The 23,611-nt window shown below is 71.6% G+C and carries 23 protein-coding genes; 16 read left to right on the top strand and 7 right to left on the bottom strand.

The window, feature by feature from the left end:
• The first annotated feature begins 105 nt into the window (after window positions 1–105).
• Window positions 106–1,965, top strand: a complete 1,860-nt coding sequence (locus ABZ463_RS23160; protein ID WP_362778802.1) for a serine/threonine-protein kinase — start codon at window positions 106–108, stop codon at window positions 1,963–1,965.
• A 151-nt stretch (window positions 1,966–2,116) separates the two neighbouring features.
• On the opposite strand, the gene ABZ463_RS23155 is transcribed toward ABZ463_RS23160, so the two are convergent.
• Window positions 2,117–2,848 carry a TetR/AcrR family transcriptional regulator gene (locus tag ABZ463_RS23155; protein WP_362778800.1) on the bottom strand — a complete coding sequence of 244 codons (732 nt, stop codon included), beginning with the start codon at window positions 2,846–2,848 and terminating at the stop codon, window positions 2,117–2,119.
• A gap of 158 nt (window positions 2,849–3,006) precedes the next feature.
• Here ABZ463_RS23155 and ABZ463_RS23150 point away from each other — a divergent pair, with 158 nt between their 5' ends.
• The 5 genes from ABZ463_RS23150 to ABZ463_RS23130 all read left to right on the top strand — a co-directional run bounded on the left by ABZ463_RS23150 (window position 3,007) and on the right by ABZ463_RS23130 (window position 6,699).
• Window positions 3,007–3,687 (top strand): FAD-dependent monooxygenase, encoded by a 681-nt coding sequence (locus ABZ463_RS23150; RefSeq protein ID WP_362778797.1) that lies wholly within the window; start codon window positions 3,007–3,009, stop codon window positions 3,685–3,687.
• A 776-nt stretch (window positions 3,688–4,463) separates the two neighbouring features.
• A complete protein-coding gene (locus tag ABZ463_RS23145; protein WP_362778794.1) occupies window positions 4,464–4,976 on the top strand; it encodes a TIGR04222 domain-containing membrane protein in 513 nt (170 codons plus the stop codon).
• A 249-nt stretch (window positions 4,977–5,225) separates the two neighbouring features.
• A complete protein-coding gene (locus ABZ463_RS23140; RefSeq protein WP_362778792.1) occupies window positions 5,226–5,576 on the top strand; it encodes a metalloregulator ArsR/SmtB family transcription factor in 351 nt (116 codons plus the stop codon).
• A complete protein-coding gene (locus tag ABZ463_RS23135; RefSeq protein ID WP_362778790.1) occupies window positions 5,573–6,079 on the top strand; it encodes an SRPBCC family protein in 507 nt (168 codons plus the stop codon). Before ABZ463_RS23140 ends, ABZ463_RS23135 begins: the two co-directional genes overlap by 4 nt.
• Window positions 6,079–6,699 (top strand): dihydrofolate reductase family protein, encoded by a 621-nt coding sequence (locus ABZ463_RS23130; protein ID WP_362778787.1) that lies wholly within the window; start codon window positions 6,079–6,081, stop codon window positions 6,697–6,699. The genes ABZ463_RS23135 and ABZ463_RS23130 overlap by 1 nt, the downstream gene beginning before the upstream one ends.
• Before the next feature lie 11 nt (window positions 6,700–6,710).
• Here ABZ463_RS23130 and ABZ463_RS23125 read toward each other — a convergent pair whose 3' ends face one another.
• On the bottom strand, window positions 6,711–7,304 hold the full coding sequence (locus ABZ463_RS23125) for a hypothetical protein (protein WP_362778785.1): 594 nt from the start codon (window positions 7,302–7,304) through the stop codon (window positions 6,711–6,713).
• Window positions 7,305–7,740: 436 nt separating this feature from the next.
• Here ABZ463_RS23125 and ABZ463_RS23120 point away from each other — a divergent pair, with 436 nt between their 5' ends.
• Window positions 7,741–8,553 (top strand): GNAT family N-acetyltransferase, encoded by an 813-nt coding sequence (locus tag ABZ463_RS23120; protein WP_362778783.1) that lies wholly within the window; start codon window positions 7,741–7,743, stop codon window positions 8,551–8,553.
• Between the two features lie 396 nt (window positions 8,554–8,949).
• The gene (locus ABZ463_RS23115) at window positions 8,950–9,537 is read left to right on the top strand and encodes a MarR family transcriptional regulator (protein WP_362778781.1); all 588 of its coding nucleotides are present in this window, start codon (window positions 8,950–8,952) and stop codon (window positions 9,535–9,537) included.
• A gap of 130 nt (window positions 9,538–9,667) precedes the next feature.
• Here ABZ463_RS23115 and ABZ463_RS23110 read toward each other — a convergent pair whose 3' ends face one another.
• On the bottom strand, window positions 9,668–10,483 hold the full coding sequence (locus ABZ463_RS23110; RefSeq protein ID WP_362778779.1) for an alpha/beta hydrolase: 816 nt from the start codon (window positions 10,481–10,483) through the stop codon (window positions 9,668–9,670).
• Between the two features lie 112 nt (window positions 10,484–10,595).
• On the opposite strand from ABZ463_RS23110, the gene ABZ463_RS23105 reads away from it, so the two are divergent.
• Complete coding sequence (locus ABZ463_RS23105) at window positions 10,596–11,027, top strand: helix-turn-helix domain-containing protein (RefSeq protein ID WP_362778777.1); 432 nt, start codon at window positions 10,596–10,598, stop codon at window positions 11,025–11,027.
• A gap of 144 nt (window positions 11,028–11,171) precedes the next feature.
• Here the strand turns inward: ABZ463_RS23105 and ABZ463_RS23100 are convergent, their stop codons facing one another.
• Entirely contained in the window at window positions 11,172–12,266 is a 1,095-nt protein-coding gene (locus ABZ463_RS23100) for an aminoglycoside phosphotransferase family protein (protein ID WP_362778775.1), read from the bottom strand.
• A gap of 282 nt (window positions 12,267–12,548) precedes the next feature.
• Between ABZ463_RS23100 and ABZ463_RS23095 the strand changes: the two genes are divergently transcribed.
• The 3 genes from ABZ463_RS23095 (at window position 12,549) to ABZ463_RS23085 (ending at window position 16,440) form a co-directional block, all read left to right on the top strand.
• Window positions 12,549–14,498 carry a Xaa-Pro dipeptidyl-peptidase gene (locus ABZ463_RS23095; protein WP_362778772.1) on the top strand — a complete coding sequence of 650 codons (1,950 nt, stop codon included), beginning with the start codon at window positions 12,549–12,551 and terminating at the stop codon, window positions 14,496–14,498.
• A 102-nt stretch (window positions 14,499–14,600) separates the two neighbouring features.
• Complete coding sequence (locus ABZ463_RS23090) at window positions 14,601–15,194, top strand: helix-turn-helix domain-containing protein (protein ID WP_352013321.1); 594 nt, start codon at window positions 14,601–14,603, stop codon at window positions 15,192–15,194.
• Window positions 15,195–15,249: 55 nt separating this feature from the next.
• Complete coding sequence (locus tag ABZ463_RS23085; protein ID WP_362778770.1) at window positions 15,250–16,440, top strand: MFS transporter; 1,191 nt, start codon at window positions 15,250–15,252, stop codon at window positions 16,438–16,440.
• A gap of 109 nt (window positions 16,441–16,549) precedes the next feature.
• Here the strand turns inward: ABZ463_RS23085 and ABZ463_RS23080 are convergent, their stop codons facing one another.
• From ABZ463_RS23080 to ABZ463_RS23070, 3 genes are all read right to left on the bottom strand, one after another.
• A complete protein-coding gene (locus ABZ463_RS23080; RefSeq protein ID WP_362778767.1) occupies window positions 16,550–17,380 on the bottom strand; it encodes a polysaccharide deacetylase family protein in 831 nt (276 codons plus the stop codon).
• A 114-nt stretch (window positions 17,381–17,494) separates the two neighbouring features.
• Complete coding sequence (locus tag ABZ463_RS23075) at window positions 17,495–18,643, bottom strand: NAD(P)/FAD-dependent oxidoreductase (RefSeq protein ID WP_362778764.1); 1,149 nt, start codon at window positions 18,641–18,643, stop codon at window positions 17,495–17,497.
• A gap of 329 nt (window positions 18,644–18,972) precedes the next feature.
• The gene (locus tag ABZ463_RS23070; protein WP_362778762.1) at window positions 18,973–19,320 is read right to left on the bottom strand and encodes a hypothetical protein; all 348 of its coding nucleotides are present in this window, start codon (window positions 19,318–19,320) and stop codon (window positions 18,973–18,975) included.
• 395 nt (window positions 19,321–19,715) lie between these two features.
• Here ABZ463_RS23070 and ABZ463_RS23065 point away from each other — a divergent pair, with 395 nt between their 5' ends.
• Genes ABZ463_RS23065 through ABZ463_RS23050 form a run of 4 tightly spaced genes read left to right on the top strand, consistent with a single transcriptional unit; the run spans window position 19,716 to window position 23,475 of the window.
• Entirely contained in the window at window positions 19,716–19,997 is a 282-nt protein-coding gene (locus ABZ463_RS23065) for a metal-sensitive transcriptional regulator (protein ID WP_352013316.1), read from the top strand.
• Between the two features lie 35 nt (window positions 19,998–20,032).
• Window positions 20,033–20,245: a heavy-metal-associated domain-containing protein gene (locus ABZ463_RS23060; protein WP_352013315.1), complete on the top strand. Its 213-nt coding sequence runs from the start codon at window positions 20,033–20,035 to the stop codon at window positions 20,243–20,245.
• Window positions 20,242–21,174, top strand: coding sequence for a hypothetical protein (locus tag ABZ463_RS23055; protein ID WP_352013314.1), 933 nt, complete (start codon window positions 20,242–20,244; stop codon window positions 21,172–21,174). The genes ABZ463_RS23060 and ABZ463_RS23055 overlap by 4 nt, the downstream gene beginning before the upstream one ends.
• 36 nt (window positions 21,175–21,210) lie before the next feature.
• Complete coding sequence (locus ABZ463_RS23050; RefSeq protein WP_352013313.1) at window positions 21,211–23,475, top strand: heavy metal translocating P-type ATPase; 2,265 nt, start codon at window positions 21,211–21,213, stop codon at window positions 23,473–23,475.
• Window positions 23,476–23,611 lie beyond the last annotated feature (136 nt).

Here is a 23,611-nt window from a genome sequence, read left to right as displayed (position 1 = left end):
GCTTCCTGTCGTCAGTCCAGAGGAAGGACGCGCTCGTCGCGTTGGACGCGGGAGCTCGGCCCGGACGCCTCGAACTTGACTGAGCGGATCAGTACCGTATGGAGCATGGTTGCCCCTCTTGCCCCTGAGGATCCTCCGCGTCTGGGTGAGTTCGAGCTGCTGGGCCGCCTCGGGGAGGGCGGACAGGGAATCGTCTACCTGGCCCGCGACCCGGTCGGGCAACGGGTGGCGGTGAAGGTGCTGATCAGGGCCGACGCCGAGGCCCGCGCCCGTCTGGCCCGCGAGCTGGCGGCGGTGGAGAGCGTGGCGCCCTTCTGCACCGCCCGCGTGCTCACGGCCGTGCCGGACGGGCCACGGCCGTACGTGGTGAGCGAGTTCGTGGACGGGCCGACGCTGGCGGAACGGGTGCACGAACACGGCCCCCTGCGCGGCGGCGAGCTGGAACGGCTGGCCGTCGGCACCACGACGGCCCTGGCCGCCATCCACGCGGCCGGCGTCGTGCACCGCGACTTCAAACCGAGCAACGTGCTGCTCGGCCCGGACGGTCCCCGGGTGGTCGACTTCGGCATCGCCCGCGCGGACGGTGTCACCACCATGACCAGCGGGCTCATCGGCACCCCCGCCTACCTCGCGCCCGAACAGCTGGGCGGCTCCCCCGCCTCACCCGCCTCGGACGTCTTCGCCTGGGCGGGCACCATGATCTTCGCCGCCACCGGCACCTCCCCGTTCGCCGCCGCGAGCGTCGCGGACGTGCTGAACCGCATCGTCACCCACGAACCGGATCTGTCAGCGGTCCCGCCGCCGTTGCGCGACTCGGTCGCCGCCGCCTTGGAGAAGGACCCTTCGCACCGGCCGACGGCGGGCGAGCTGCTGTCCCGCCTGATCGACCCGGTCTCCGGCGGCCGCGGCAGGTCGATCGTGGAACTCACCAGCCTGGGCAGCCGCCTCGCCGCAGAACCGGCCGGCGGCCGGGATCCTGCCGGGACGGCCGGTCATGAGGACACCGCGGGACCCACCGGGGAGCCCACGGCCCCGCCCTCGGCACGGGCCCCGGTGTTCATCGGGTGGGCCGCCGGGCGGGGCCGCCGTAGGGCGCTCGCCGTGGCGGCGGCACTGGTCGCGGTCGTGGTGGGGGCGCTCACCTGGTTACGGCCGTTCGGCGGGGCGGGGTCCCAGGCGTCCTCAGGCACCGGCGGGCCGGGCACCTCGTCCGCCTCCGCTCCCACCTCCGGGCCCCCGTCTGCCTCGCCGTCGAGCTCAGGAGGGGTCTCGCCCAGCGGGTCGGCGAGTCCGGGTGCGTCGGTGGCCCCGGGCGGGGGGCTGCGGGTGTCCGACACGTTCGGACGCACGGTCAGCACCGGATTCGGCACGACGGACGACGGGAAGCGTCACTGGTCGGTCGGCGTTCCGGAGAGCGACTACTCGGTGGACGGTGGGAAGGGCCGGATCACGACGTCCTCCGGAACCGGCTCCAGCGCCTACCTGGACGGGGTGAAGGAGACCGGAACCGACCTCGGCTTCACCTTCGCCGGCGACAGGCCCCCCACCGGGGGCGGGATCTACGTGACCGCCGTGGGGCGCAGGGTCCCGGCGGTGGGGAGTTACCGGGCGCACGTGAGCCTGCGGCCCAACGGCAAGGTCCTGCTCCAGCTGATCCGCTACGAGGCGGGCCGCGGTGAGATCGACCTCGCACAGCCGCTGTGGGTCCCCCGGCTGACAGCGGGCGCGGGCATCGCGATGCGAGTACGCGTCCAGGTCACCGGCACGTCGCCGACCACGATCCGCGGCAAGGTCTGGGCCGTCGGCGCGGCCGAGCCGGACTGGCTGCTCTCCGTCACGGACGCGACCTCCGGACTCCAGGTCCCGGGTGGGGCCGGCCTGCTGACCTTCTTGTCTCGTAAGGCCACCGACACCTCCGTCACGGTGACGGTGGACGACCTCGCCCTGGCCGCGACACCGGGGTGACCTCCTGGGACGTGGCCGGCCGAGCAGGACGTCGAGGGCCTCGACGTCCGCCTGTTCCCGTTCATGCCGTCCACGATGCCGGGTGACCCGGAAACCGGGAGGTGAGCGTCGCCGGCTGGCCGGGCCGGCCGGTTCTCCGGTGGGCGCGGGGTCAGGAAGGGCGGCTGACGGCGGTGATGCCGGCGAGGATGAGGTCGATGCCCGTGAGGAACTGCTCCCGGTCGTCGTGCCCGCGCATCTGGTCGGCGATGTCGTGGAGGAACGGGTGGTCACCGGCGTCGAGGCTCTTCCACGCCTTGGACACGGAGTCGAGGAATTCGGCGCGCCGCGCGCCGGACCGCGGGACCCCGACGTCGTCCGCGGTGTCGGAGGGCTGGGCGTTCTGGCTGGTGGCGCCAAGGATGTAGTGCACCAGCGTCGAGGTCGTGGCGAACCAGTCGCTCCGTGGAACGCCCAGCGTGCGCACGCACCCGCCGATGCTCTCGAAGATCCGGGGCGTCACCGCTCCCCAGGGGCTGCGGGTGACCTGCACGGCGAGCTGGACGGCGAGCCAGGGGTGTTCGGCGACCGCGTCGTACAGGCCGAGGGCGGCGGCGCGGATCCGCTCGCGGCCGGTGTCCTCGGTCCCGGGATCCGTCGTGGACTCCTGCGGGGTGGGAAGGGCGGCGACGACGACGCTCTCGGTCGCGGCCTGCAGCAACTCGCCCATGTTTCCGACGTGGTGGTAGATGGCCCCGGATCCGGTGGACAGGCGCTCCGACAGCGCGCGGACCGTCAGAGCCCCGGCCCCCGCCGTGTCCAGCAGCCCGACCGCCGCCTCGATGATGCGCTCACGCGAGAGCACCTGCCTGCGCCTTCGTGACTGGGGTGTCGGTGTGGTCATGCCCTCATCCTGTCAGTTTTGGTGCAGCGCTCCAAAATGGAGTACGGTTCCAAAATTGGAGCGTTGCTCCAATCTTGCCGCTTCGAGCTTCACGGAGCACGGTCCCGGCCCGTCGAGCCCCGGCCGATCCGGAAACTCGCGACTGGAGGAGAACCGACATGCGCGACGTGGTGATCGTGGGGGCCGGGCCGGTCGGCCTGTTCCTCGCCGGTGACGCCGCCCACATCCACTCCCCGCTCGGCGGTCAAGGACTCAACCTCGGCATCGGCGACGCCATGAACCTCGGCTGGAAGCTCGCCGCCACCCTCCACGGCACCGCCCCCGAGAACCTGCTCGACACCTACACCGCCGAACGCCACCCCGTCGGCGCCGCCGTCCTCGACTGGTCGCGCGCCCAGGTCGCCACGATGAACCCCGGCCCCAACACCCCGGCCCTGCGCCGGCTCGTCCACGACCTGCTGCGCACCGCCGACGGCACCACCCATGTCTTCCGCGCCACCTCCGGGCTCGCCCACCGCTACGACCTGGGCGGCGACCAGCGGGTCGTCGGCTTCACCGCCCCGGACTTCCGCTTCCGCGACGGCACCCACCTTGGAGACCTGCTGCGTGAAGGCCAGGGCGTCGCCGTCGACCTCACCGCCGCGCAGAGCCTGCGGGAGACCACGGCCGGCTGGCAGGGCCGCGTCCGCCACGCCCCCGGCCCGGTCGCCGACGACCTCGGACTCGGCGCCCTGCTGATCCGGCCCGACGGCGTCGTGGCCTGGGCCGAGGGCCCCGACCCCGACCCCGAGGCGTTCCGGCGCGCCGCCACCCGCTGGTTCGGCGCCCCCACCGCCTGAGCGGCACGCGCCGACACCCCTACCCGCAACAAGGACACCCACGGCGCCCGCCGCACACCCCATCTGTCGACGTACGCCTCTGTGTCCGGAGGCAGGCTTGGCGTCAACGAAGCCGGCGCCGGGTAACGGACTCGCGTTGACCCCGGTCAAAGTTTCGGAGCGTGCCCGGCACGAGCGCCGGATGAGCAGGTTCGTTCAGCGGCCCGTCCGGTGGCGGTGTCGGCGCCCTTGCCGTCCGGCAGCGCGTACAACCGGGTGGTCCCGGTGGAGGCGCGTCCGAGGCGGACGTGTTCGTCGTCCGGGCGCAGGACCAGGTCTTCGATGTACAGGCCGCACACCTCCGGGGCGCGGACGCCGCAGACGTGGGCGGTCCCGAACAGCGCCCGATCCCGCAGCCGGTCCTTACGCCGGTAACCGGACCGGCCGTTCCTTCCCGCAAAAGACTCCGCCTTTCGCCGCGGAATGAGACGTTCCTCCGAATACCTTGCATGCCGGGGCGCATACGTGGCGCCAGGATGGACTGGCATTCGCACAACGGGTCAGGCAGGGAATCGATGTTGGGAAACGTCGCGCACGAAATCCTCGTGCGTGACTCCGCCGGATACTCCCGGTAGACCTGCCGCACCACTCCCACCGTGGGTTTTCCATCACCATGGCGACGTACGCATCCGTCGCGCGGCTGTGACTCCACGCGGCGTTCTCGGGCCGACCGGCCACCCGAAAAATTATCCATAATGAGGGGACGAAATTAATGAACAAAAATAAGGAGGCGCGTTGTGGATCGCAATGAGGTGGCTTACCTGAGCGGTGGCCGTCGCAGGGTCGCCCTGGCTGCGCTCTTCACCGTCGTCAAGGACGGGCGGTTACGCCTGTCCTACGCCGACAAGCTCTACGCCGTCGCGGGGGCCGAAAGCGGCGATTCCGTGGAGGAGGCCGCTCTCGCGCAGCGCTCCACCATCCCAAAGGCGCTCGCCGCGCTGGCAGGACATGAGAGCGTGAGGGCCGTGGAGGAGGACCTGGTACGTCGAGGCCTGGTCGGGCGAGGGTGGCTGGGCCTCACCCTGCGTCCCACTCCCGCCGGCAGGGAGCTGGCCGAGCACGCCGTGCAGGAGAAGCGGGAGCCCTCGCTCAGGGTCGCGCTCGACGGCGTGGCGGGTATCACCGACGTGGCTCTCAGGCGACGGTTCGCCGTGGCCACCAAAAGCAAGGGTTCGCTCCGCGGTCAAGGGACCGGCGGTTGGGACGCAACGCACGACTACAACGGGAGCGGCGACGGGAACCCCTGGTAGCAGAGGCCTTCCCGAACGTGCTTCCAGCCGCCAGGTGGCCAAGGGCGACCTTCACCGTGCACGGTTACCGGCTGAGCGCGAGCGCGGTGCAGGCCGTACCGCGGGAGATCTTCAGGACGCGGGCGGCCTCGGTGATGCTGACGCCTTCGTCAACGAGGCGGCGCAACGTCGCCGGCTCGGCCGGACCGGCCGATGCGCTTCCTCCTCCCCCGGATTAACGCATGCCGATATAGGCATATGATGATGGTCATGGCACGGGCAGCGACGACGTCGGACGTCTTCAACGCGATCGCCGAACCGCAGCGCCGGGAGATCCTGGCGCTGCTGCGGGCGGGCGAGCGGCCGGTGACCGAGCTGGCCCAGGAGCTGGGGATGACCCAGCCGCAGGCGTCCAAACACCTGCGGGTGCTCCGGGAGGTCGGGCTGGTGCGGGATCGCAGGGCGGGCAAACAGCGCCTGTACGGCCTCGACGCCCGGGGGCTGCGACCGGTCCACGAGTGGACCGGCGGGTTCGAACGGTTCTGGAACGAGAGCTTCGACCGGCTGGACGCCTATGTGCAGGACCTCAAGCAGGCAATTCAGGAAGGAGGTAACCGATGAGCGAGACGGGACAAGGAGCACCGGAGCGGTCCGCGACGGCCGACCGCGAGATTGTGATCTCCCGGGTCGTCGACGCCCCGCGGGAGCTGGTGTTCGAGGCTTTCACCGAGGTGCGGCACCTGTCGCAGTGGTGGGGGCCGGAGGGGTTCACCACCACCACCCGGTCCTTCGAGTTTCGCGTCGGCGGGGAGTGGGACTTCGTGATGCACGGCCCGGACGGAACGGACTACCAGGAGTGGATCACCTGGACCGAGATCGTCCCGCCGGAGGGGATCACGCTGCTGCACGGCGAACACCGCGGCGACCCGAACGCCTTCGAGTCGGTCCTCGCGTTCACGCCCGACGGGGCGGCCACCCGGATCGAGATGCGCACGGTGTTCCTCAGCAAGGAGCTGCGCGACGAAGCCGTGGAGAAATACCACGCGATCGAGGGCGGCCGGCAGACCCTGGGCAACCTGGCCGCCTACGTCACCGAGATCCTTCGGAAGGGAGCTGAGGGCTGATGGCCGGGAAGGTGTTCTTCAGCGTGTCGATGTCCCTGGACGGTTTCATCGCGCCCGAGTCCGTCGGGGACCTGATGGGGCGGCAGTGGATGGAACTGCAGCGGTGGGTCTTCCCGCAGCGGTTCTTCCGGGAGAACCTGAAGCTCGGCGAGGGCGGCGAGGAAGGACGCGACAACGACATCGTGCGGGAGGCGTTCGAGCGCACCGGCGCGAGCGTGATGGGCAAGCGCATGTTCGACGCCGGTGAGCGGATGTGGCCGGAGGAGGCGCCGTTCCACACGCCGGTCTTCGTCGTGACGCACGAGAGGCGTGACCCCTGGGAGCGGCCGGGTGGGACCGCCTTCCACTTCGTCAACGACGGCGTCGAGGCCGCGCTCGGCCGGGCCCGCGAGGCCGCCGGCGACCGCGACGTCCGCATCGCGGGCGGCGGCGCGACGATCCTGGAGTACGTGAGCGCCGGTCTGGTCGACGAGTTCTCGATCGCGCTCTCACCCGTGCTGTTCGGCTCCGGAATCCGCCTGTTCGAGGGCGTGGACGCGGGCCGCGTGGCTCTGGAGCAGGTCCGCGCGGAGCCGACGCAGCGAGTGACCCACCTGACCTACACGGTCCGGGAGCGATGACCGTCCCGGCCTCAGCGCTCCCCCGCCGAGATCAGCGTGACCTCGACGGTGATGCGCGGATTGTCCGGCCGCGGGAGTCGAAGCCCACGCTTGAACTCCTCGGCGTCGTCCGGCCTCGCCTTCGGCTGAACCGTGACCTTGACCTGGCCGGTCTCGTCATCTGAGCGCGCTGTCACCGTGGCCACCTCAGATCGGGATCGGAGCCATGCGGCAACCGTGTCCTGGGCCTGCCGGAGCTCCGCGGACGAGAATCCCTTCCCGCCGATCAAGGTGACCTCCATGGGGAGGGTCCTGGCCAGCTCAATCGCGCGATCCGGGATGGGACCCTTGAAGCCGACGCGCAGTCCCCGCTGGCCGCCGGCGTAGCTGACGCCGGAGATCGCATCGGGGAACTCCGCATTGAGCCTGCCGATCACCCGGCTGTTGGACGACTGCGAGCCGAAACGGTCGATGGCCTCCTCGTAGGAGATGCCCTCCGACTCGGCGATGGTCCCGAGGTCGACCAGTTCGGCGTAGGGAATGCCGTCGATCTCCACGTCCGGGTCGGTCACCGCGGGGTCGTGTCCCTCGAAGTCCGTCGGCTTGGGCGACGAGGTGGCCGCCACCCGGGCCGCGTACCGCTTGACGACCTCCGCCCGACGACGCCGCCTCTCGCTTGAGCCGCTCCAGGGTGGGCCGATGCGCTTTAGGCTGATCAGCCCTCGGCAACACGATCGTCTCGGTCTCGGCCACGGTGATCACCGAACCGGTACCCGACTGACCGCAGGCGCACAACGACGCGAGCACCGCGATGACGGTCAAACGCGATCCCTTCATACCTGAGGGACGCGCCAGCGGCCTGGAGGGTTCATGTGCGGACCTTGCGTGCCCGCCATCGGTCGTCCTTCCTGCGCCATCGGGATGCCGTGATCAGATCGTTCACCGACAGGCGCGGCGACGGCGCACCCAGGCGGAAGGTCATTCCTCTCGGGGTGTCGGTGGGTCTGCGGGGACCCGGTCAAATGCGTTGTCGAGAGAACGGCCTGCCTCCAGGATCGTTCGATGAACATGACACAGCACCAGAGCGCTCCTTCCGGCCTTCCGCTCGCGATGGAGCAGAACCTCGCCGAGCACGCCTGCCACCTGCACCGTAACCTGGAAGGCGCGTCCGTCACCGAGACGGGCGATCTGCTGATCGCCGACAGCGGCCTGGACGACGACACCTTCAACATCGTCGCGGCGGCCCGTTTCACCCCGGCCACCGCCCCGGCCCGCACCGCGGAAACCGTCCGCGCCTTGGCCGCCACCGGCCGCCCCTTCTCCTGGTGGGTGGGCCCCGCCTCCACACCGGCCGACCTTGCCGGGCACCTCAAGGCCGCCGGGCTCGCAGCCTCGGAGACCGAGACGGGCATGTGGAAGGACCTGCGCGCGCCCCTTCCCGAGGCGCACGCCGACGGCCTGGACATCCGCCTGGTGACCACCCCCGCCCAGCTCGCCGACTACGCCACGGTCCTGGCCGCGAACTGGGACCCGCCCGCCTTCACCGTGCGCCGGTTCTTCGCCGGCACCGCCCCATGGGCGCTCGCCGCCGACTGCCCCGCCCGGTACCTGGTCGGCTACGTCGACGACCGCCCCGTCTGCTCGGCCGAGGTCTTCCTGTACGCGGGCGTCGCCGGGATCTACAACATCGCCACGCTCGCCACCGCACGCCGACGCGGCTATGGCGGCGCCGTCACCCTGGCCACCCTGCGCACCGCCCGCGACGCGGGCCACGAGACCGCGGTGCTGCAGGCGTCCGCCGACGGCGCCCCCGTCTACCGCCGTCTCGGCTTCGTCTCCTGCGGCCACTTCACCGAGTACGCCGTCGTCCCCTGATCCACCACGGCAACCACCCTTGGACCTGCCGCCCGGTCCGATACCGGACCGGTGCCGGTGCGGGGTCCGGCGTCGAGCGAAGGCGGGCACGGGCGACTCGGCCCCGATGGCGGGTCTCCCGCGATCCACCGCACCGGGGCGGACGATGCGGACCGCCCCAGGCCTGCGCCGGGCTACGTCCGCGGACGCGGTGTGCCCGAACACGCGCCGTCGCCGGCGGACGCTTTCCGTTTGCCCTGCGGAGACAGGATCACTGGAAAGACGGTTCACACACCACTTCCCGGACGTGGCCCACCGGTTGGCACACGGGTCCGAGGTGGAGCAACCAGGGCAGCCGGTTCACCGCAGGTCAAACAATCTGACATCCAAATGTAACGGGCCGAATATGATTCCCCCATGAGTCAAGGCAGCGCACGCAGGGACGACGGCGGCCGCGGGGACGCCGTGGACGCCGCCCTCGCCCAGTGGCGGCACGAGCGCCCCGACCTGGACCTGGCCGCGATGGGCATCTTCGGCAGGCTCACCCGGCTTTCCCGCCTCATCGTCCCCGCGGTCGAGGAGGCCTCCGCCCGGTACGGCATGCGCCGCGGGGAGTTCGACGTGCTCGCCTCACTGAGACGCTCCGGCCCGCCGTACACGCTGACCCCCTCCGAGCTCTCCTCGGCGCTGATGATCTCGCGGGCCGGTATGACCAACCGGCTCGACCGGCTCGAACAGGCGGGGCTGATCGAGCGCGCCCTCGCCCCCGACGACCGCAGGAGCGTGCGGGTCACGCTCACCCCGAAGGGTCGTGAGACCGCGGACGCCGCGCTCACCGAGCACGTGGCCAGCCTCACCCTGCTGCTGTCCGGGCTCACCGCCGAGGAGCGCAGGGTCCTCGACCGGACCATGCGCGTCCTGCTGCGCAGCGTCGGCAGGTCCGCCGCCCGGGGCCGGACCGCCAGGAGCCGTCAGACCGGCCCCGGGCCCCGCCCCCGCACATGAGACCGTGAACCCGTTCCAGGGCTGACGGTCATCCCCGGTGGCGCCGCGTTGGAGCGTCCCGCGCGGGGTGAGGCCGTCCGCCGTGAACGCGAACCGGTGATGCCGGGCCGGCGCCGTGCGGAGAAGGGTGTCAGGGCTGGAGGATCCGCCGGAGCAGAGTGGCGTAGCCGCGGGGGTGCGCGGTGTTGCCGTTGTGCCCGCCGGGGAAGCGGACGACCTGGGTGCCGAGGAGGGCGGCCAGCGCCTCGGCGCACCGGTAGTCGAAGACGTGGTGCGGGGTGGTGGCTCCGACGGCCGGGACGATCCGGGTCCGGGTGTGGGCGATGCGGGCGACCGGGAGGGTGTCGGTGATGACGGCCGAGAAGTCGTGCCGGATGAAGTAGTCGAAGTTGGCGATCCGGTTCGGTGTCATCGGCTGCGGGGTGAGGCCGGGCTCGGCGTCGGGGTTGGCCGGGTCGATGCCCAGGACGTCGGCGATGGCCTTGAACGCGGCGGTCAGGCCCTCGCGCTCGTAGAGCGCCTGGACCTCGGCCAGTTCGCGCTCGTGCCGGGCCCGCCGGTCGTCTGGGAGCAGACGGGGCGCGACCGGCTCGTGGGCGACGAGTGTGCCGATCTGATCCGGGTGCCTGACCGCCACGTGCAGGCCGATGACCGCGCCCAGGCTGCAGCCGAGCATCCGGACGGGCTGGTCGGTGAGCTCGGCGAGCAGCCGGTGCACGTCGTCGGCGTGCTCGGCCATCGTCGCGCCGCGCGCCGGTTCGTCGAGCGCGCTACGGGACAGACCACGCCGATCGTAGGTCACCACGGTGAAATCGTCGGCGAGGTGCTCCACCAGGTCGACGGTGCGGTCGGCGTCGCCCTCGCCGCTTTGCGAGATCAGCAGCATCGGGCCGGTTCCACGCACCTGGTAGTGCAGGGTGGCGCCGGGAACACGCAGCTCGCTCATGTGAGGGGTCCTTTCGGATGGTTCGTATGGCTTGTTCGCCCGGAGTCGACCATAAAGCATCAACCTTGATACATCAAAATTGATGCATCAAGGTTGATGTATCGTCTACCGGGTGAATGGAATCGAGCTGTTCGTGCTGGGCCGTACCTTGATGAAGCTCGGTGAGCGGGCGCTTCCGGCCGAGAGGGTCGGCGACCACGCGACGAGCACCCGTACGGTCTTGATCGTGGTCAACGACCTGCGGGACCACCCGGGTAGCGCGGTGGGTGAGATCGCCGTCCGCACCGGCCTGCCGCAGAGCGCCGTCTCGGCCGCGGTCGCCCGGCTGCGCGAGGCGGGAGCGGTCGTCACCGAGCCCGACCCGCGCGACCGCCGCCGTTCCCTGGTCCACCCACGTGTGTCGGAGCGCGTCCAGGAGGTGCGCGCCGTCTCCGTCGACGCCACCCTCGCCGAGGTCCTCCCCGACGACACCGCCCTGGCCGAAGTGCGTTCAGCCCTGGAGACCCTGGCCCGCCATCTCACCCCCCGGGGCCCTGACAGGTGACCCTGGCCGAGGAGCCGCGTCTCGCCCGCCCGTACGGCCGGGCGGAGCCGGTTCGGTGCCGCGCCGTGCCGGCGGGCCGGACGTCGGGGTTGTTCACCGGGCGGGAAGCTCCCGCCTCCTCACCGGCCGCGTCAGTGGTGCGGCTCAGAACCGGTTCCTGAGGCGGTCGAGGACGTTCGGCCTCCGGAGGCCGTGCTGCCCCGGCGGGCGCTCAGGGGAGAGCGGCCGCAGCGTGGGCCAGCGATCGAGCATGCGGTCGCGCATCGTCGCCGTGAGGTCGCCGACACCGGCCAGGGCGGTGTCCGCGGTGACCTCACCGACGACGCCGAGGCGGTGGAGCAGCCGTTGCCGGGCGGTGGCCGTACCCCAGGTCCAGTCGTCCTTGACGAGCGCGGCCAGGTGGTCGGTCCCGTCACGGCGGGCCCGTTCGACGAGTGCGTCTCCCCGCAGCAACCACCCGACGCACGCGTCGGCCAGGTCGCCCCGGGGCCCGGTGCCCGTGGTGGTGTTCCAGGCGGCGTGATAGGCCTCCTCGGCGCGACGCAGCAGCGGCCCGGGCAGGGCGGTGGCGCACCAGCAGGTCGGGAAGGCGACGCGCAGATAGGCCAGTTCGAGCAGGCCGTTCCCCAGGGCGGCCTGCTCGAAGTCGACGAAACGCGTTCCGCCGCCGGTGTACAGGTCGTTACCTGGACAGGGGTCTCCGTGCAGCAGGGCGTGGCCCCTCTCCCGCCCCAGCCGGTCGAGCACGCCGTCGAGCTCCGCCCTGACGGTCGGCGCGACCGCGACGCCGAGCCGAGCAGCCAGCCGGAAGAAGGCGTCCAGGACGCCGGGGCCGGGCGGGGACCAGCGTGGCAGCGCCCCGGCGTCACCGGCGTCCGTCGTCGCGTGCAACCGGGCCAGCGCGGTCGCGTAGCCGACCGCCCAGTCGGCGGGCGGTTCACCGGAGTCGAGCCACTCCATGACCATGATCCGGTGGCCGGGGTCGGCGCCGAACAGTACGGGCACCAGGGGCGGATCGGCCCGTGCGGCCAGCCGCAGCGCGGTCACCTCGCGGCGGAAGCGCTCGTCGGCGTCCGCACCGCCGACGATCTGCTTGATCACCACGGCGGTCCCGCCCATGTCGGCGCGCCACACCCGTGAGCGCGGGCTGCTGACCAGGCGACGCGGCCGGGTCACGGGGCCGTGGTGGGAGACCGCGTCACCGGCCAGGGAGGCGATCGTGCCGCGTACGATCTTCATTCCGCGAGGATACGTTCCCTCGGGACGCGCCGCCCGGCCCGATGACCGTGGCGTCCCCCGCGGGAACCTCCTCGGCGACGGCGTCACGACCGGCTCCATGCGGGCTTCCCGGCCCGCCGCGGGGCGGGCCGGTGTCACCCGGTGTGCACGGCCGTACGGCCGGCGGATACGACATGTCACGCACCAGAACCAGGGTGATGTCAAAGCCGTAAAGGAATCTTGTTAACCGACCCGGCGCCACCGATATTGCGGATGTCTCTCTCGACCCCCCGGAGGCTCCGCGTGCCACAGGCAGTGCCACAGTTACGAGCAGTCCTCATCGCCCTGGCGGTGGTCGCGGCGGGCGTCACGCCCGCCAACGCGGCCCCGACCGTCCCCACCGGCACCTCTCCCGCCATCACCGTCGAGCGGGGGCGGAGCCAGCCGGTCTTCTCCTACGCCGACGCCGTCCGCGAGCACGTCTACGTCGAGTCGGGTGCCGACAGCGACGCCGACGGCCGCCCCGACCGCATCCGCGTCGACATCATCAGGCCGAGGGAGTCGGGCCCGAGGCTCAAGGTCCCGGTGATCATCGACGAGAGCCCGTACTACGACAACGCGGGCCGGGGCAACGAGGGCGAGCGGAAGGTCTACGACGCCGCCGGAAATATCACGAAATTCCCCCTCTTCTATGACAACTACTTCGTCCCACGTGGCTACGCCGTCCTCAACGTCGACATGAACGGAACCACCAGGTCCGACGGCTGCCCCGACGGCGGCGGCCGGGCCGACGTGCTGGGCGGCAAGGCCGTGGTGGACTGGCTGAACGGCCGCGCCGTCGCCCGCCGGGAGGACGGCACCCCCGTCGCCGCGGACTGGACCACCGGCAAGTCCGGGATGATCGGCAAGTCCTACGACGGCACACTGGCCAACGCCGTCGCGGCGACCGGGGTCCGGGGGCTGGAGACCATCGTCCCGATCTCGGCGATCAGCTCCTGGTACAGGTACCAGCGATCCAACGGGGTGGTCTACAACTACGACTACATGTCCTGGCTGGCCTCCTACGTCGACACCGACCCGGACGCCAAGTGCGCCGCGGCTCGGGCGCGGATGGACGCCGAGGACGGCGACGCGACCGGCGACTACAACCCCTTCTGGGCCGAGCGCGACTATCTCGCGGGCTCCCTCGCCGACGTCTCCAAGGTGCGCGCCAGCGTCTTCGCCGTGCACACCGTCAACGACCTCAACGTCAGGCCGGACAACTTCTCCACCTGGTGGCGGGCCCTCGCGGCGCGGAACGTGCCCCGCAAGATCTGGGTCGGGCAGTACCAGCACGTCGACCCCTTCGACTTCGCCGGGCGCCGTGACGTCTGGGTCGACACCCTGCACCAGTGGTTCGACCACTGGCTGCTCGGCGTGGACAACGGCGTCATGCGCCGTCCCCGCGCCGACGTGCAGGTCGGCGTCGATCGCTGGGTCACCCAGCGTGACTGGCCGGAGCCGTTGTCCCTCAAGGTCCCCTTCCATCCGGCGGCCGACGGCTCGCTCGGCCTCGTCCCGGCGCGCAGGGGGCAGACGGCCTCCTTCACCGACCTGCGCCAGTCCGAGGAGACGATGGTCGCCGACGTCGGCACCGGGGCATCGGGCAGGGTGGCCTTCACCACCGGGAGCCTGCCCCTGGACCTGCGCCTGTCCGGGACGCCCGTCGTCGACCTGCGGGTAGCGCTCGACCGGCCGACCTCGAACCTGACCGCGCTCCTGGCCGACTTCGGGGAGGACACCCGGGTCGACTGGCGCCGTGGCCAGGGCATCTCCACCCTTCCCGAGGAGAGCTGCCACGGCGAGAGCACGGCCGCCGACGACGCCTGCTACCGGAAGGTCGCCACCAACCTGGCCACCCGCCCGCTGGAGATCGTCGCCCGCGGCTGGATCGACGTGCAGAACCGCGACTCCCTCAGCGCGCCCACTCCCCTGCCGCCCGGCACGTACGGCAGGGTCCGCTGGGAGACCCTGCCGCAGGAGTACACCTTCAAGAAGGGCCACCGGCTGGGCTTCGTGATCGCGGGCACGGACGCCACCTACAGCTCGGAGAGCCCGACCGGGGCGGTTGTCACCGTCGACCTGGCCAGGAGCAAGGTGGTGCTCCCGCTGGCGATCGGCGCGCTGCACATCGGTGACGTGCCCAAGGAACTGGGCCCCTGGCGCGGCCCCGGCAGGGTGACCCTGCCGGTTCCCGAGCCGAACTTCTCCTGACCCTCCGGGGAGGGGCGCTCGCCGCCCCTCCCCTGACCGGCACGAACGGGGACACCCCACCCCATATTGCACCGACCGATGCAAAACGGGTAGCGTGCTCTCATGGCGAGGCCGAGATCATTCGACGAGGACCGGGTCCTGGACACCGCGATGCGCACGTTCTGGGCGAACGGCTACGAGTCGACCTCGACCAGAGACCTGTGCGAAGCGCTCGGCCTGGACCGCAGCAGCGTGTACAACGCCTTCGTCAACAAGCGTGAGCTGTTCAAGCGCGCGCTGACCCGTTACATGGACGCCACCACCGCCGACCAACTGCGGATTCTCGACAGTCACGAACTGCCGGCGATCGAGCGGATCCGCGCGCTGTTCGCCGGGATCCTCAGGACGGAGGCGGAGAACCGGCGCGACGGCCACGGCCTCGGCTGCCTGACCGTCAACACCACGATGGAGCTCGCAGGCCGCGACCCGGAGATCGCCCTGATGCTCGGCCGCGACACCGAACGGCGGATCGCCGACCTGAGCGCCGTCATCGAGAGCGGGCAGCGCGCGGGCGACATCGGCTCCACCCGCGACCCCGCCGAACTCGCCAGGTTCGTCAACGCCGTGATCGCCGGGATCCGGGTGGCCGCCCAGGGGGGCGCCGACGACGCCACCGTCGCGGCCATCGCGGCCACGGCCATGGACGCCCTGGCCTGACCCCTGCTTTTTCACGCCCAAGTTCTACACCGATCGGTGCAAAAAGGAGCTCCCCTTGCCCAGAGCCGTCTACGTCCTGGCCATCGGCATCTTCGCCATGGTGACCAGCGAGTTCGCCGTCGGAGGCCTGATGCCCGAGATGGCGGGCGGACTCGGCGTGACCATCTCCCAGATCGGCTATCTGATCACCGCCTTCGCGGTGGCCATGTCGGTCGGCGGACCGCTGATGACCGTCGCACTGGTACGGATACGCCCGAAACCCGCGCTCATACTGCTGTTCGCCGTCTTTCTGGCGGGCAACGTGCTCGCGGCCGTCGCGCCCTCCTACCCGATCATGATCGTCGCGCGTGTCGTCACCGGTGTCGCCTCCCAGGCCTTCTTCGGGGTCGCCATCTCGGTCGCGGTCCGGCTGAGCCGCCCGGAGGTGCGCGGCCGTGCCCTCGCCGTCGTCCTGAACGGGTTGATGCTCGGCACCCTGCTCGGGCTGCCGCTGTCCACGCTGATCGGCGGGCGGCTCGGCTGGCGCGCCGCCTTCTGGGCCGTCGGCGCCCTGACCGTCGTCGCCGCGCTCGCCACGACGGCGGGCGTCCCCCGGCTCGGGCGTGCCGACGGTGGCGGTCTCAGGCGGGAGATGGCGGTCTTCAGGAACGGCCGGCTGTGGCTGGCGCTGTCGACCAGCACCCTCATCATCGGCGCGACCTTCGCCGCCTTCAGCTATCTCAGCCCGATCCTCACCCAGGTCACCGGGTTCGCCTCGGAGACCGTTCCCCTCCTGCTCGTCGCGTACGGCGCGGCCACCGTGGCCGGCAATCACGTCGTCGGGCGCCTGGCCGACAGGCACACCGTCGGCGTCCTGCTGTCCGGGCTGGTTCTCAACACGGTCTTCCTGGCCGGGTTCGCGGCGTTCGCCCACCTCAGCGTTCCCGCGGTGATCGCCATGCTGGGCGTCGGGCTGGTCGGAGTGACCATGAACCCGGCGATGGCCGTACGCGTCCAGCGGGTGGGCAACCCTGGGCCGCTGGTCAACACCGTCCACGCCTCCTTCATCACCCTCGGGGTGATCATCGGCTCCTCGGCCGGTGGGCTGGTCATCGACGGCTTCGGGCTGCGCGCCCCCCTCTGGCTGGGCGCCGGGCTGGCCGTGCTCGGGGTGGTGTCCCTCCTGCCCGAGCTCGGCCGTACCAGGGGGCGGTCGCCGGCGGAGAGCCTCGCCCAGGAGCGCGCCGGAGCCGCCGCCACCTGCTGACACGCCGTCCAGGCCGGACCGGGAGAACGGCCCCCTTCAGACTCGGGCGCCACGGACCTTGCCAGCACGACGCCGCACGGTTCGCCCGGCCTTCGGGGGCCGTCCGGGATCAGCAGGCGCCGAGGTCGGCCCACACCCACCAGGCGTTGGCCGGGTCCTCAAGCCGGGTCCACCACCGGGCCTGGTAGATGTGCCCCTTGCGGGAGACCCTGTCGCCCTGGCTGTAGCTGTCACGGCCACGCCAGACGGGCGAGGTGCACGCGGGCGGGTACGGCCCGCCGGTGGTCGCGGGCAGCTCGAACCCCCAGCCGGCCTGCTGCCACTGCGGGATCAGCTGCCCGTAGGCGGCCACGGTCGCCGAGCGGTCGCCGCCGCCGTCGTGGGAGAGCGAGACGGCCGTCGGGTAGATCTGCGAGCTCAGCCGCTGGACGAGCACGTCCGCCGGGGAACCGTCCCAGTCGGAGGGGTCCATCGTCCAGGCCAGGGCCGACATGCCGAGGGAGGCCGCGACCTGCGGCGAGGCACCCCAGGCGGCGTAGGGGGCCCTGAAGTACCTGATGGGCAGGTTGGGGTCGCCCGCCGCCGTGCGGATCGCGTCGTTGGTCGCGGTCAGGTCGGCGCGGATCGCCTCGGGGGTCCAGCCGGCGAGCGAGTCGTGGTTGACGGTGTGGTTGCAGACGGCGTGGCCGTCGGCGACGATGCGGCGCACCAGCTCGGGGTGCGCCTTGACCTGGTTTCCGAGCAGGCAGAAGGTGGCGCGGATCTGCCTGCTCCGCAGCAGGTCGAGGACCTTGGGGGTCCAGTCGGGAGAGGGGCCGTCGTCGAAGGTGAGGGCGACGACCTTGCCGCCGTTACGGGTGGCGTAGACGATGTCGCCGGTCGGCCCGTCCGCCAGGGCGGGGGCGGCGGTGGCCATCGCCGCCGTTAACGCCACGATCATGCTCAGGACACGCGAACGCAGTCGCATAGGGGGCCTTTCGATGGGGGGAGGTCGAGGCGCCTTACTGGAAACCTTCTTTACCATAAGAGTGATCAAGGCAACAGTCCCGGAAGTTCAGGCTCCTCGTACGGCTTCGCCGAGCCAGCGGCAGGCCACGGCGAAGAGCAGGGAGGGCGGTACGGTCCCCGCCCCGAGCCCCACCTCGACCAGCAGGTCGAACACCTCCCGCCGCCGGGCGGCGACACCGATCGCGGCGTCGATGAACCGGGGGGAACGGGCGGCCAGGGCGAGCGCGTCGGTGGTCCTCAGATGCCGCCCGAGCGCCCTGCCCAGTTCTCCCCGGTACCGGGGCAGCGGGTCGTCCGGCGCCTGCGTCGCGGCCTCGCCCGCGAGCCTGCCCGACAGCAGGGCGTAGTAGATGCCCTCCCCGGTCAGCGGGTTGATCAGCCCGGCCGCGTCGCCGGCGAGCATCACCCTGCCCACCCCGGCCCCCGGCCTGCCCGGGGACAGGGGGAGGTGGTGGGCCCGCAGGTCGCGGGCGGGCAGGTGGGGCAGCAGTTCGGCGAGCCTGTCGTGCAGGACCCGGCGTCCGGGCAGGCCGGTCGCCCGCAGCCGGGGAAGCAGCATCCCGAAGCCGACGTTGGCGCTGCCGTCCCCGACGGGGAACGACCAGGCGTAGGCGGGCCATCCCTCCCCCTGCATGACGATGCGCTGGACGTCGTCGTCCAGGGGCACGTCCGCGTAACCGCGCACGGCGATCGCGGTGTGCCTGCCCGGGGAGGCAGGCATGCCGATGAGGCGCCGTACGACGGAGTTGGCCCCGTCGGCGCCGACGACGGCACGGGCCGTCACGGTGCCGTCGAGGACGACGTGCCCGTGCCGTACGGCCAGGGCGCGGACCCGGTGGCGCCGGACCTCCACGCCCCGTTCCCTGGCGGCCTCCACCAGGCGGGCGTCGAAGACCGCGCGGGGGACGACGTGGTTCGCTCTGGCGACCGTGGCGTCGACCCGCGCTCCCCCGGGCGAGACGATCGACAGGCGTCGCGTCGGCCGATGGTCGGCGATCAGGTCCGGCAGGCCCAGCAGGGCGAGTTCGTCGTGCCCGTGGGCGGCGATGCCGTCGCCGCACGCCTTGTCGCGGGGGAAGTCGGCCTTGTCGAGCAGCAGCACCCGGGCGTCAGGACGGAGTTGCCTGGCCCGCAGGGCGGCGGCGGATCCGGCGGGACCACCGCCGACGACCACAAGATCCCATATGTCGTCCACGCCGATGAGCCTCCCACCGTACGGCCCGGCGAAAACCCCTCGGCGCCTCCCTCCCGGCCCGGAAACCGGCCGCCGGGAAACCCGCGGCCGGTCATCGGAATTCCATTGTTTCGGTTGGAATCGGCCTTTCACCTCATCGGTTTCTCACAGCATCGGAAAGGCGGCGAAGACCGTCCCCGGCGCCAAGAGGGAATTCTCCTTGACGCCGGAGACGCCCCCCGGAGAACGGATGGCGTACGGCCTGGAGGCCGTCCCCCTGCCCGGCGGGCGGCCGTGTGGCCTCGACCGGCCGGAGGGACATCCGGGATGTGCGGAGAGTTCGGGCGGGATCAGCCGCCGCCACCTCCGCCACCTCCACCTCCACCGCCGCCACCACCGCCGCCGCCACCGCCGCCTCCGCCGCCTCCGCCGCCTCCGCCGCCGCTGTGGTTACCGCCGCCGCCACCTCCGCCACCGCCACCGCCTCCGCCGCCTCCGCCGCCGCCGCCTCCGCCACCGCGGTGGCATCGGCCGTGACGGCAGGGCCGCAGGACGAGGCTGCTCTGGGTGAGGTGCACGGAACCGGCCGACAGGGCCTGAGGCGCCGTCGAGGCGTTGGCGATCTCAGCCGGCATCGTCACGGGGGCGGCGAGAGCGGAAGCCACCATCGCACCGGCCGCGAGAATCTGCTTGACCATGAGTGATCACTCCATGTCGTGATGGATGCGCCCTGGTGGTCCCAGGTCGCCGGGAACACCGTTCAGGCATCTCAAAAAGACGCCGACACGGCGTGGACTTAAAGACCACGCTAATGAGAAAGACCTTGAAAGGGTCACCCCAGAGAGGCAAAGGCATCGATTCCGTGCCATTACTCCAAACAATGTAATAACAATGAGTAATGAACCGGCCACTCTCCGCGATCGACACGACGAGGGGCGCACACCTTGAGGGAGGCAACCCCGTGGGGGTATGTTATGGTCATTCCAGTACCCCCCCAGGGTATCAACCGGGAACCGGAATCCCGAGAGTCCGGAATACGGTAGGGGGGTACCGTGTTGTGAAGGGTGAAGCGACCACCGGAGAGGAGAGGGAGATGAGCGGCTACACCGCGAACAGGGAGGACCACCTCCGGCGGCTGCGCAGGATCGAGGGCCAGGTCCGCGGCCTGCAGCGGATGGTCGACGAGGACAAGTACTGCATCGACATCCTCACCCAGGTGTCCGCGGCCGACCACGCGCTGAGATCCTTCGCCCTGTCCCTGTTGGAGGAGCACATGGCCCACTGCGTGGCCGACGCGGCCGCCAAGGGCGGGGCCGAGGCCGACAGCAAGGTCAAGGAAGCCACCGACGCCATCGCGCGCCTGGTCAGGTCCTGACCGGGCACACGAGAGAAGAACGGAAAGAGAAGACGATGAGCACCACCACATACACCGTCAAGGGCATGACCTGCGGCCACTGCGTCAGCTCCGTCAAGGAGGAGGTCGGCGAGGTCCCCGGCGTCACCGGCGTCGAGGTGGACCTGGCGACCGGCCTGGTGACGGTGAGCGGACAGGGCCCGGTCAGCGACGACGCGGTCAGGGCCGCGGTGCGGACCGCCGGATACGAAGTGGTCGATCCGGCATGAACACCCCAGCCAGGCTGGGGGCCTACCTTCTCGGCCTCGCCGTTCTCTTCGGCGGAGCCCTCGGCGCGGGCAGGGCGGCGGACACCGCCGGCCTCACCCCCCAGGCCACACCCCACACGACCGCCTCACCCGCCCCCGGCGAGACGTCCGTACCGGAAGGACTTCAAGTGTCGAACAACGGCTACACCCTGACTCCGCGGACCACCACCGTCGAGCCCGGCCAGGAGACGGACTTCCGTTTCACCGTCACCGGCCCCGACGGCAGGCCCGTCACCGGATACCAGGTCCAGCACGACAAGAAGCTGCACTTCATCGTCGTCTCGCGCGACCTCGGCGGTTTCTGGCACCTGCATCCCCGGGAGGCCGGGGGCGGCGAGTGGTCGGTGCCGCTGACGCTGCCCGCCGCGGGCGCCTACCGGGCGTTCGCCGACTTCGCCCCCGAGGGCGGCGACGCGCTGACCCTGGGCGTCGACCTGCTGGCCCCCGGTGACTACAGGCCTGCGGCGCTGCCCGCGGCGAGCCGTACGACCACCGTGGACGGCTACACCGTCACTCTCGACGGCGACCTGACCCCCGGCGCGTTGAGCAAGCTCACCCTGAGCGTCGCCAAGGACGGCAGGCCCGTCACCGACCTGCAGCCCTACCTGGGCGCCTACGGCCACCTGGTCGCGCTGCGCGACGGGGACCTGGCCTACCTGCACGTTCACCCCGATGGGGAGCCCGGTGACGGCAGGACCGCCGCGGGCCCCGGGATCACCTTCTACACCGAGGTGCCCAGCCGTGGCGCCTACCGGCTCTTCCTAGACTTCCAGCACGGAGGGGTCGTGCGCACCGCGAGCTTCACCGTGCGCACCGGCCAGGCCGCCGCCCCGGCCTCGGGGACCGGCGAGCAGGCCGGACACGGCGGCCACGGAGGACACGCCCACTGACGAGGGCGCGAACCGAGAACCGAGAAAGGAGAGACGATGTCCCCCCTCACCGATGACAGGGCCCCGGCTTCCGGCGGCGCGGTCGAACTCTCGATCGGCGGCATGACGTGCGCTTCCTGCGCCAACCGCATCGAACGCAAGCTGAACAAGCTCGACGGCGTGACCGCGACGGTCAACTACGCGACCGAGAAGGCCAAGGTGACCTACTCCGGGGACATCAGTCCCGAGGACCTGGTCGCCGAAGTGGCCAAGGCGGGCTACACCGCCAAGCTGCCCGACCCGCCCGCCGCGCCGTCGGCGGGCGAGAGCCGGGACGAGGAGGCGGAGGCGGCCGAGGAGCTTCGGCCGCTGCGTGACCGCCTGATCACCTCCGTGGCGCTCGCCGTACCGGTGATCGCGATGGCGATGGTCCCCGCGCTGCAGTTCCCGAACTGGCAGTGGCTCTCGCTCACGCTGACCGCGCCGGTCGTGGTCTACGCGGGCTGGCCCTTCCACCGGGCCGCCTGGACCAACCTGCGCCACGGCACGGCGACCATGGACACCCTGGTCTCCATCGGCACCCTGGCGGCCTTCGGCTGGTCGTTGTGGGCGCTGTTCTTCGGCAGCGCGGGCACCACCGGCATGACCCACCCGTTCGCGTTCACCATCGAGCGCACCGACGGGTCGGGCAACATCTACCTGGAGGCCGCGGCGGGGGTGACGGCGTTCATCCTCGCGGGCCGCTACTTCGAGGCCCGTTCCAAGCGCCGCGCCGGCGCCGCGCTCCGGGCCCTGCTCGAACTCGGCGCCAAGGACGTGGCCGTGCTGCGTGAGGGACGCGAGGTCCGTGTTCCCGCCGACCAGCTCGCCGTCGGCGACCTGTTCGTCGTACGGCCCGGCGAGAAGATCGCCACCGACGGCGTGGTCGAGGACGGCTCCTCCGCGGTCGACGCCTCGATGCTGACCGGCGAGTCCGTCCCGGTCGAGGTGCGGCCCGGCGACGCGGTGACCGGCGCGACCGTCAACGCGGGCGGCCGGCTGCTGGTCCGCGCCACCCGTGTCGGCGCCGACACCCAGCTGGCCCGGATGGCCAAGCTCGTCGAGGAGGCCCAGACCGGCAAGGCGCAGGTGCAGCGCCTGGCCGACCGCGTCTCCGGGATCTTCGTGCCGATCGTGATCGCGCTGGCCGTGGCCACGCTCGGCTTCTGGCTCGGCACCGGGGGCGGCGCCTCGGCCGCCTTCACCGCGGCGGTCGCGGTGCTGATCATCGCCTGCCCCTGCGCGCTCGGCCTGGCGACCCCGACCGCCCTGCTGGTCGGCACGGGACGCGGCGCCCAGCTCGGCATCCTGATCAGGGGCCCCGAGGTCCTGGAGTCGACCCGTACGGTCGACACCGTGGTGCTCGACAAGACCGGCACCGTCACCGAGGGCCGGATGACCCTCACCGACGTGCACCCGGCCGAGGGCGAGGACCGTGACGAGGTGCTGCGCCTGGCCGGAGCCCTCGAACACGCCTCCGAGCACCCCATCGCCAGGGCCGTCGCCCGCGCCGCCGCCGAACGGGTGGGCGAGCTGCCCACGCCCGAGGACTTCGCCAACGTCGAGGGACTCGGTGTCCAGGGCGTCGTGGACGGCCACGCCGTGGTCGTCGGCAGGCCCAGGCTGCTGGCCGACTGGGCTCAGCACCTGCCCGCCGAGCTGGAGCGGGCGGTGGAGGCGGCGCACGCCGCGGGCCGTACGGCCGTCGCGGTCGGCTGGGACGGCAGGGCCCGCGCGGTCCTCGTCGTGGCCGACACCGTCAAGCCGACCAGCGCCGAGGCGATCGAGCGGCTGCGCGGCCTCGGCCTGACCCCGGTGCTGCTGACCGGAGACAACGAGGCCGCGGCCCGCGCGGTCGCCGCCGAGGTCGGCATCGACGAGGTGATCGCCGAGGTGCTGCCCGAGGGCAAGGTCGAGGTGGTCAGGCGGCTGCAGGCCGAGGGCCGCTCGGTGGCCATGGTCGGCGACGGGGTCAACGACGCCGCCGCGCTCGCCCAGGCCGACCTGGGCCTGGCGATGGGCACCGGGACCGACGCGGCGATCGAGGCCGCCGACCTGACCCTGGTCAGGGGGGATCTCCGGGCCGCGGCCGAGGCGATCCGGCTGTCGCGCCGTACACTGGCGACGATCAAGGGGAACCTGTTCTGGGCGTTCGCCTACAACGTGGCCGCGCTGCCACTGGCCGCGCTCGGACTGCTCAACCCGATGATCGCCGGAGCCGCGATGGCGTTCTCCTCGGTGTTCGTGGTGAGCAACAGCCTCCGGCTCCGCCGCTTCAGATGAAGTTCCGATGACATCGGGGCGGGGGGGGGGCCGCGGGGGCCCCCCCCCCCCCCCCGGGGGGGGGGGGCGGCCCGGGATCAGGGTTGGGGTTTTTGGGGTCGAAAGATACCGGGCCCCCCCGGGGGGAGGCCCCGTA

The sequence above is a fragment of the Streptosporangium sp. NPDC020145 genome (genome assembly GCF_040631275.1).
Taxonomy (GTDB): Bacteria; Actinomycetota; Actinomycetes; order Streptosporangiales; family Streptosporangiaceae; genus Streptosporangium.
This window is presented reverse-complemented; position numbering and strand designations above follow the sequence as displayed.

Bases quoted from the DNA above. Each gene is read 5' to 3' on its own strand.
- ABZ463_RS23155 (WP_362778800.1), bottom strand. From the start codon at position 2,848: ATGACCACACCGACACCCCAGTCACGAAGGCGCAGGCAGGTGCTCTCG.
- ABZ463_RS23050 (WP_352013313.1), top strand. From the start codon at position 21,211: ATGTCCCCCCTCACCGATGACAGGGCCCCGGCTTCCGGCGGCGCGGTC.
- ABZ463_RS23115 (WP_362778781.1), top strand. From the start codon at position 8,950: ATGAGTCAAGGCAGCGCACGCAGGGACGACGGCGGCCGCGGGGACGCC.
- ABZ463_RS23135 (WP_362778790.1), top strand. From the start codon at position 5,573: ATGAGCGAGACGGGACAAGGAGCACCGGAGCGGTCCGCGACGGCCGAC.
- ABZ463_RS23055 (WP_352013314.1), top strand. From the start codon at position 20,242: ATGAACACCCCAGCCAGGCTGGGGGCCTACCTTCTCGGCCTCGCCGTT.
- ABZ463_RS23110 (WP_362778779.1), bottom strand. From the start codon at position 10,483: ATGAGCGAGCTGCGTGTTCCCGGCGCCACCCTGCACTACCAGGTGCGT.
- ABZ463_RS23130 (WP_362778787.1), top strand. From the start codon at position 6,079: ATGGCCGGGAAGGTGTTCTTCAGCGTGTCGATGTCCCTGGACGGTTTC.
- ABZ463_RS23160 (WP_362778802.1), top strand. From the start codon at position 106: ATGGTTGCCCCTCTTGCCCCTGAGGATCCTCCGCGTCTGGGTGAGTTC.
- ABZ463_RS23120 (WP_362778783.1), top strand. From the start codon at position 7,741: ATGAACATGACACAGCACCAGAGCGCTCCTTCCGGCCTTCCGCTCGCG.
- ABZ463_RS23080 (WP_362778767.1), bottom strand. From the start codon at position 17,380: ATGATCGTGGCGTTAACGGCGGCGATGGCCACCGCCGCCCCCGCCCTG.
- ABZ463_RS23100 (WP_362778775.1), bottom strand. From the start codon at position 12,266: ATGAAGATCGTACGCGGCACGATCGCCTCCCTGGCCGGTGACGCGGTC.
- ABZ463_RS23070 (WP_362778762.1), bottom strand. From the start codon at position 19,320: ATGGTCAAGCAGATTCTCGCGGCCGGTGCGATGGTGGCTTCCGCTCTC.
- ABZ463_RS23060 (WP_352013315.1), top strand. From the start codon at position 20,033: ATGAGCACCACCACATACACCGTCAAGGGCATGACCTGCGGCCACTGC.
- ABZ463_RS23150 (WP_362778797.1), top strand. From the start codon at position 3,007: ATGCGCGACGTGGTGATCGTGGGGGCCGGGCCGGTCGGCCTGTTCCTC.
- ABZ463_RS23140 (WP_362778792.1), top strand. From the start codon at position 5,226: ATGGCACGGGCAGCGACGACGTCGGACGTCTTCAACGCGATCGCCGAA.
- ABZ463_RS23090 (WP_352013321.1), top strand. From the start codon at position 14,601: ATGGCGAGGCCGAGATCATTCGACGAGGACCGGGTCCTGGACACCGCG.
- ABZ463_RS23065 (WP_352013316.1), top strand. From the start codon at position 19,716: ATGAGCGGCTACACCGCGAACAGGGAGGACCACCTCCGGCGGCTGCGC.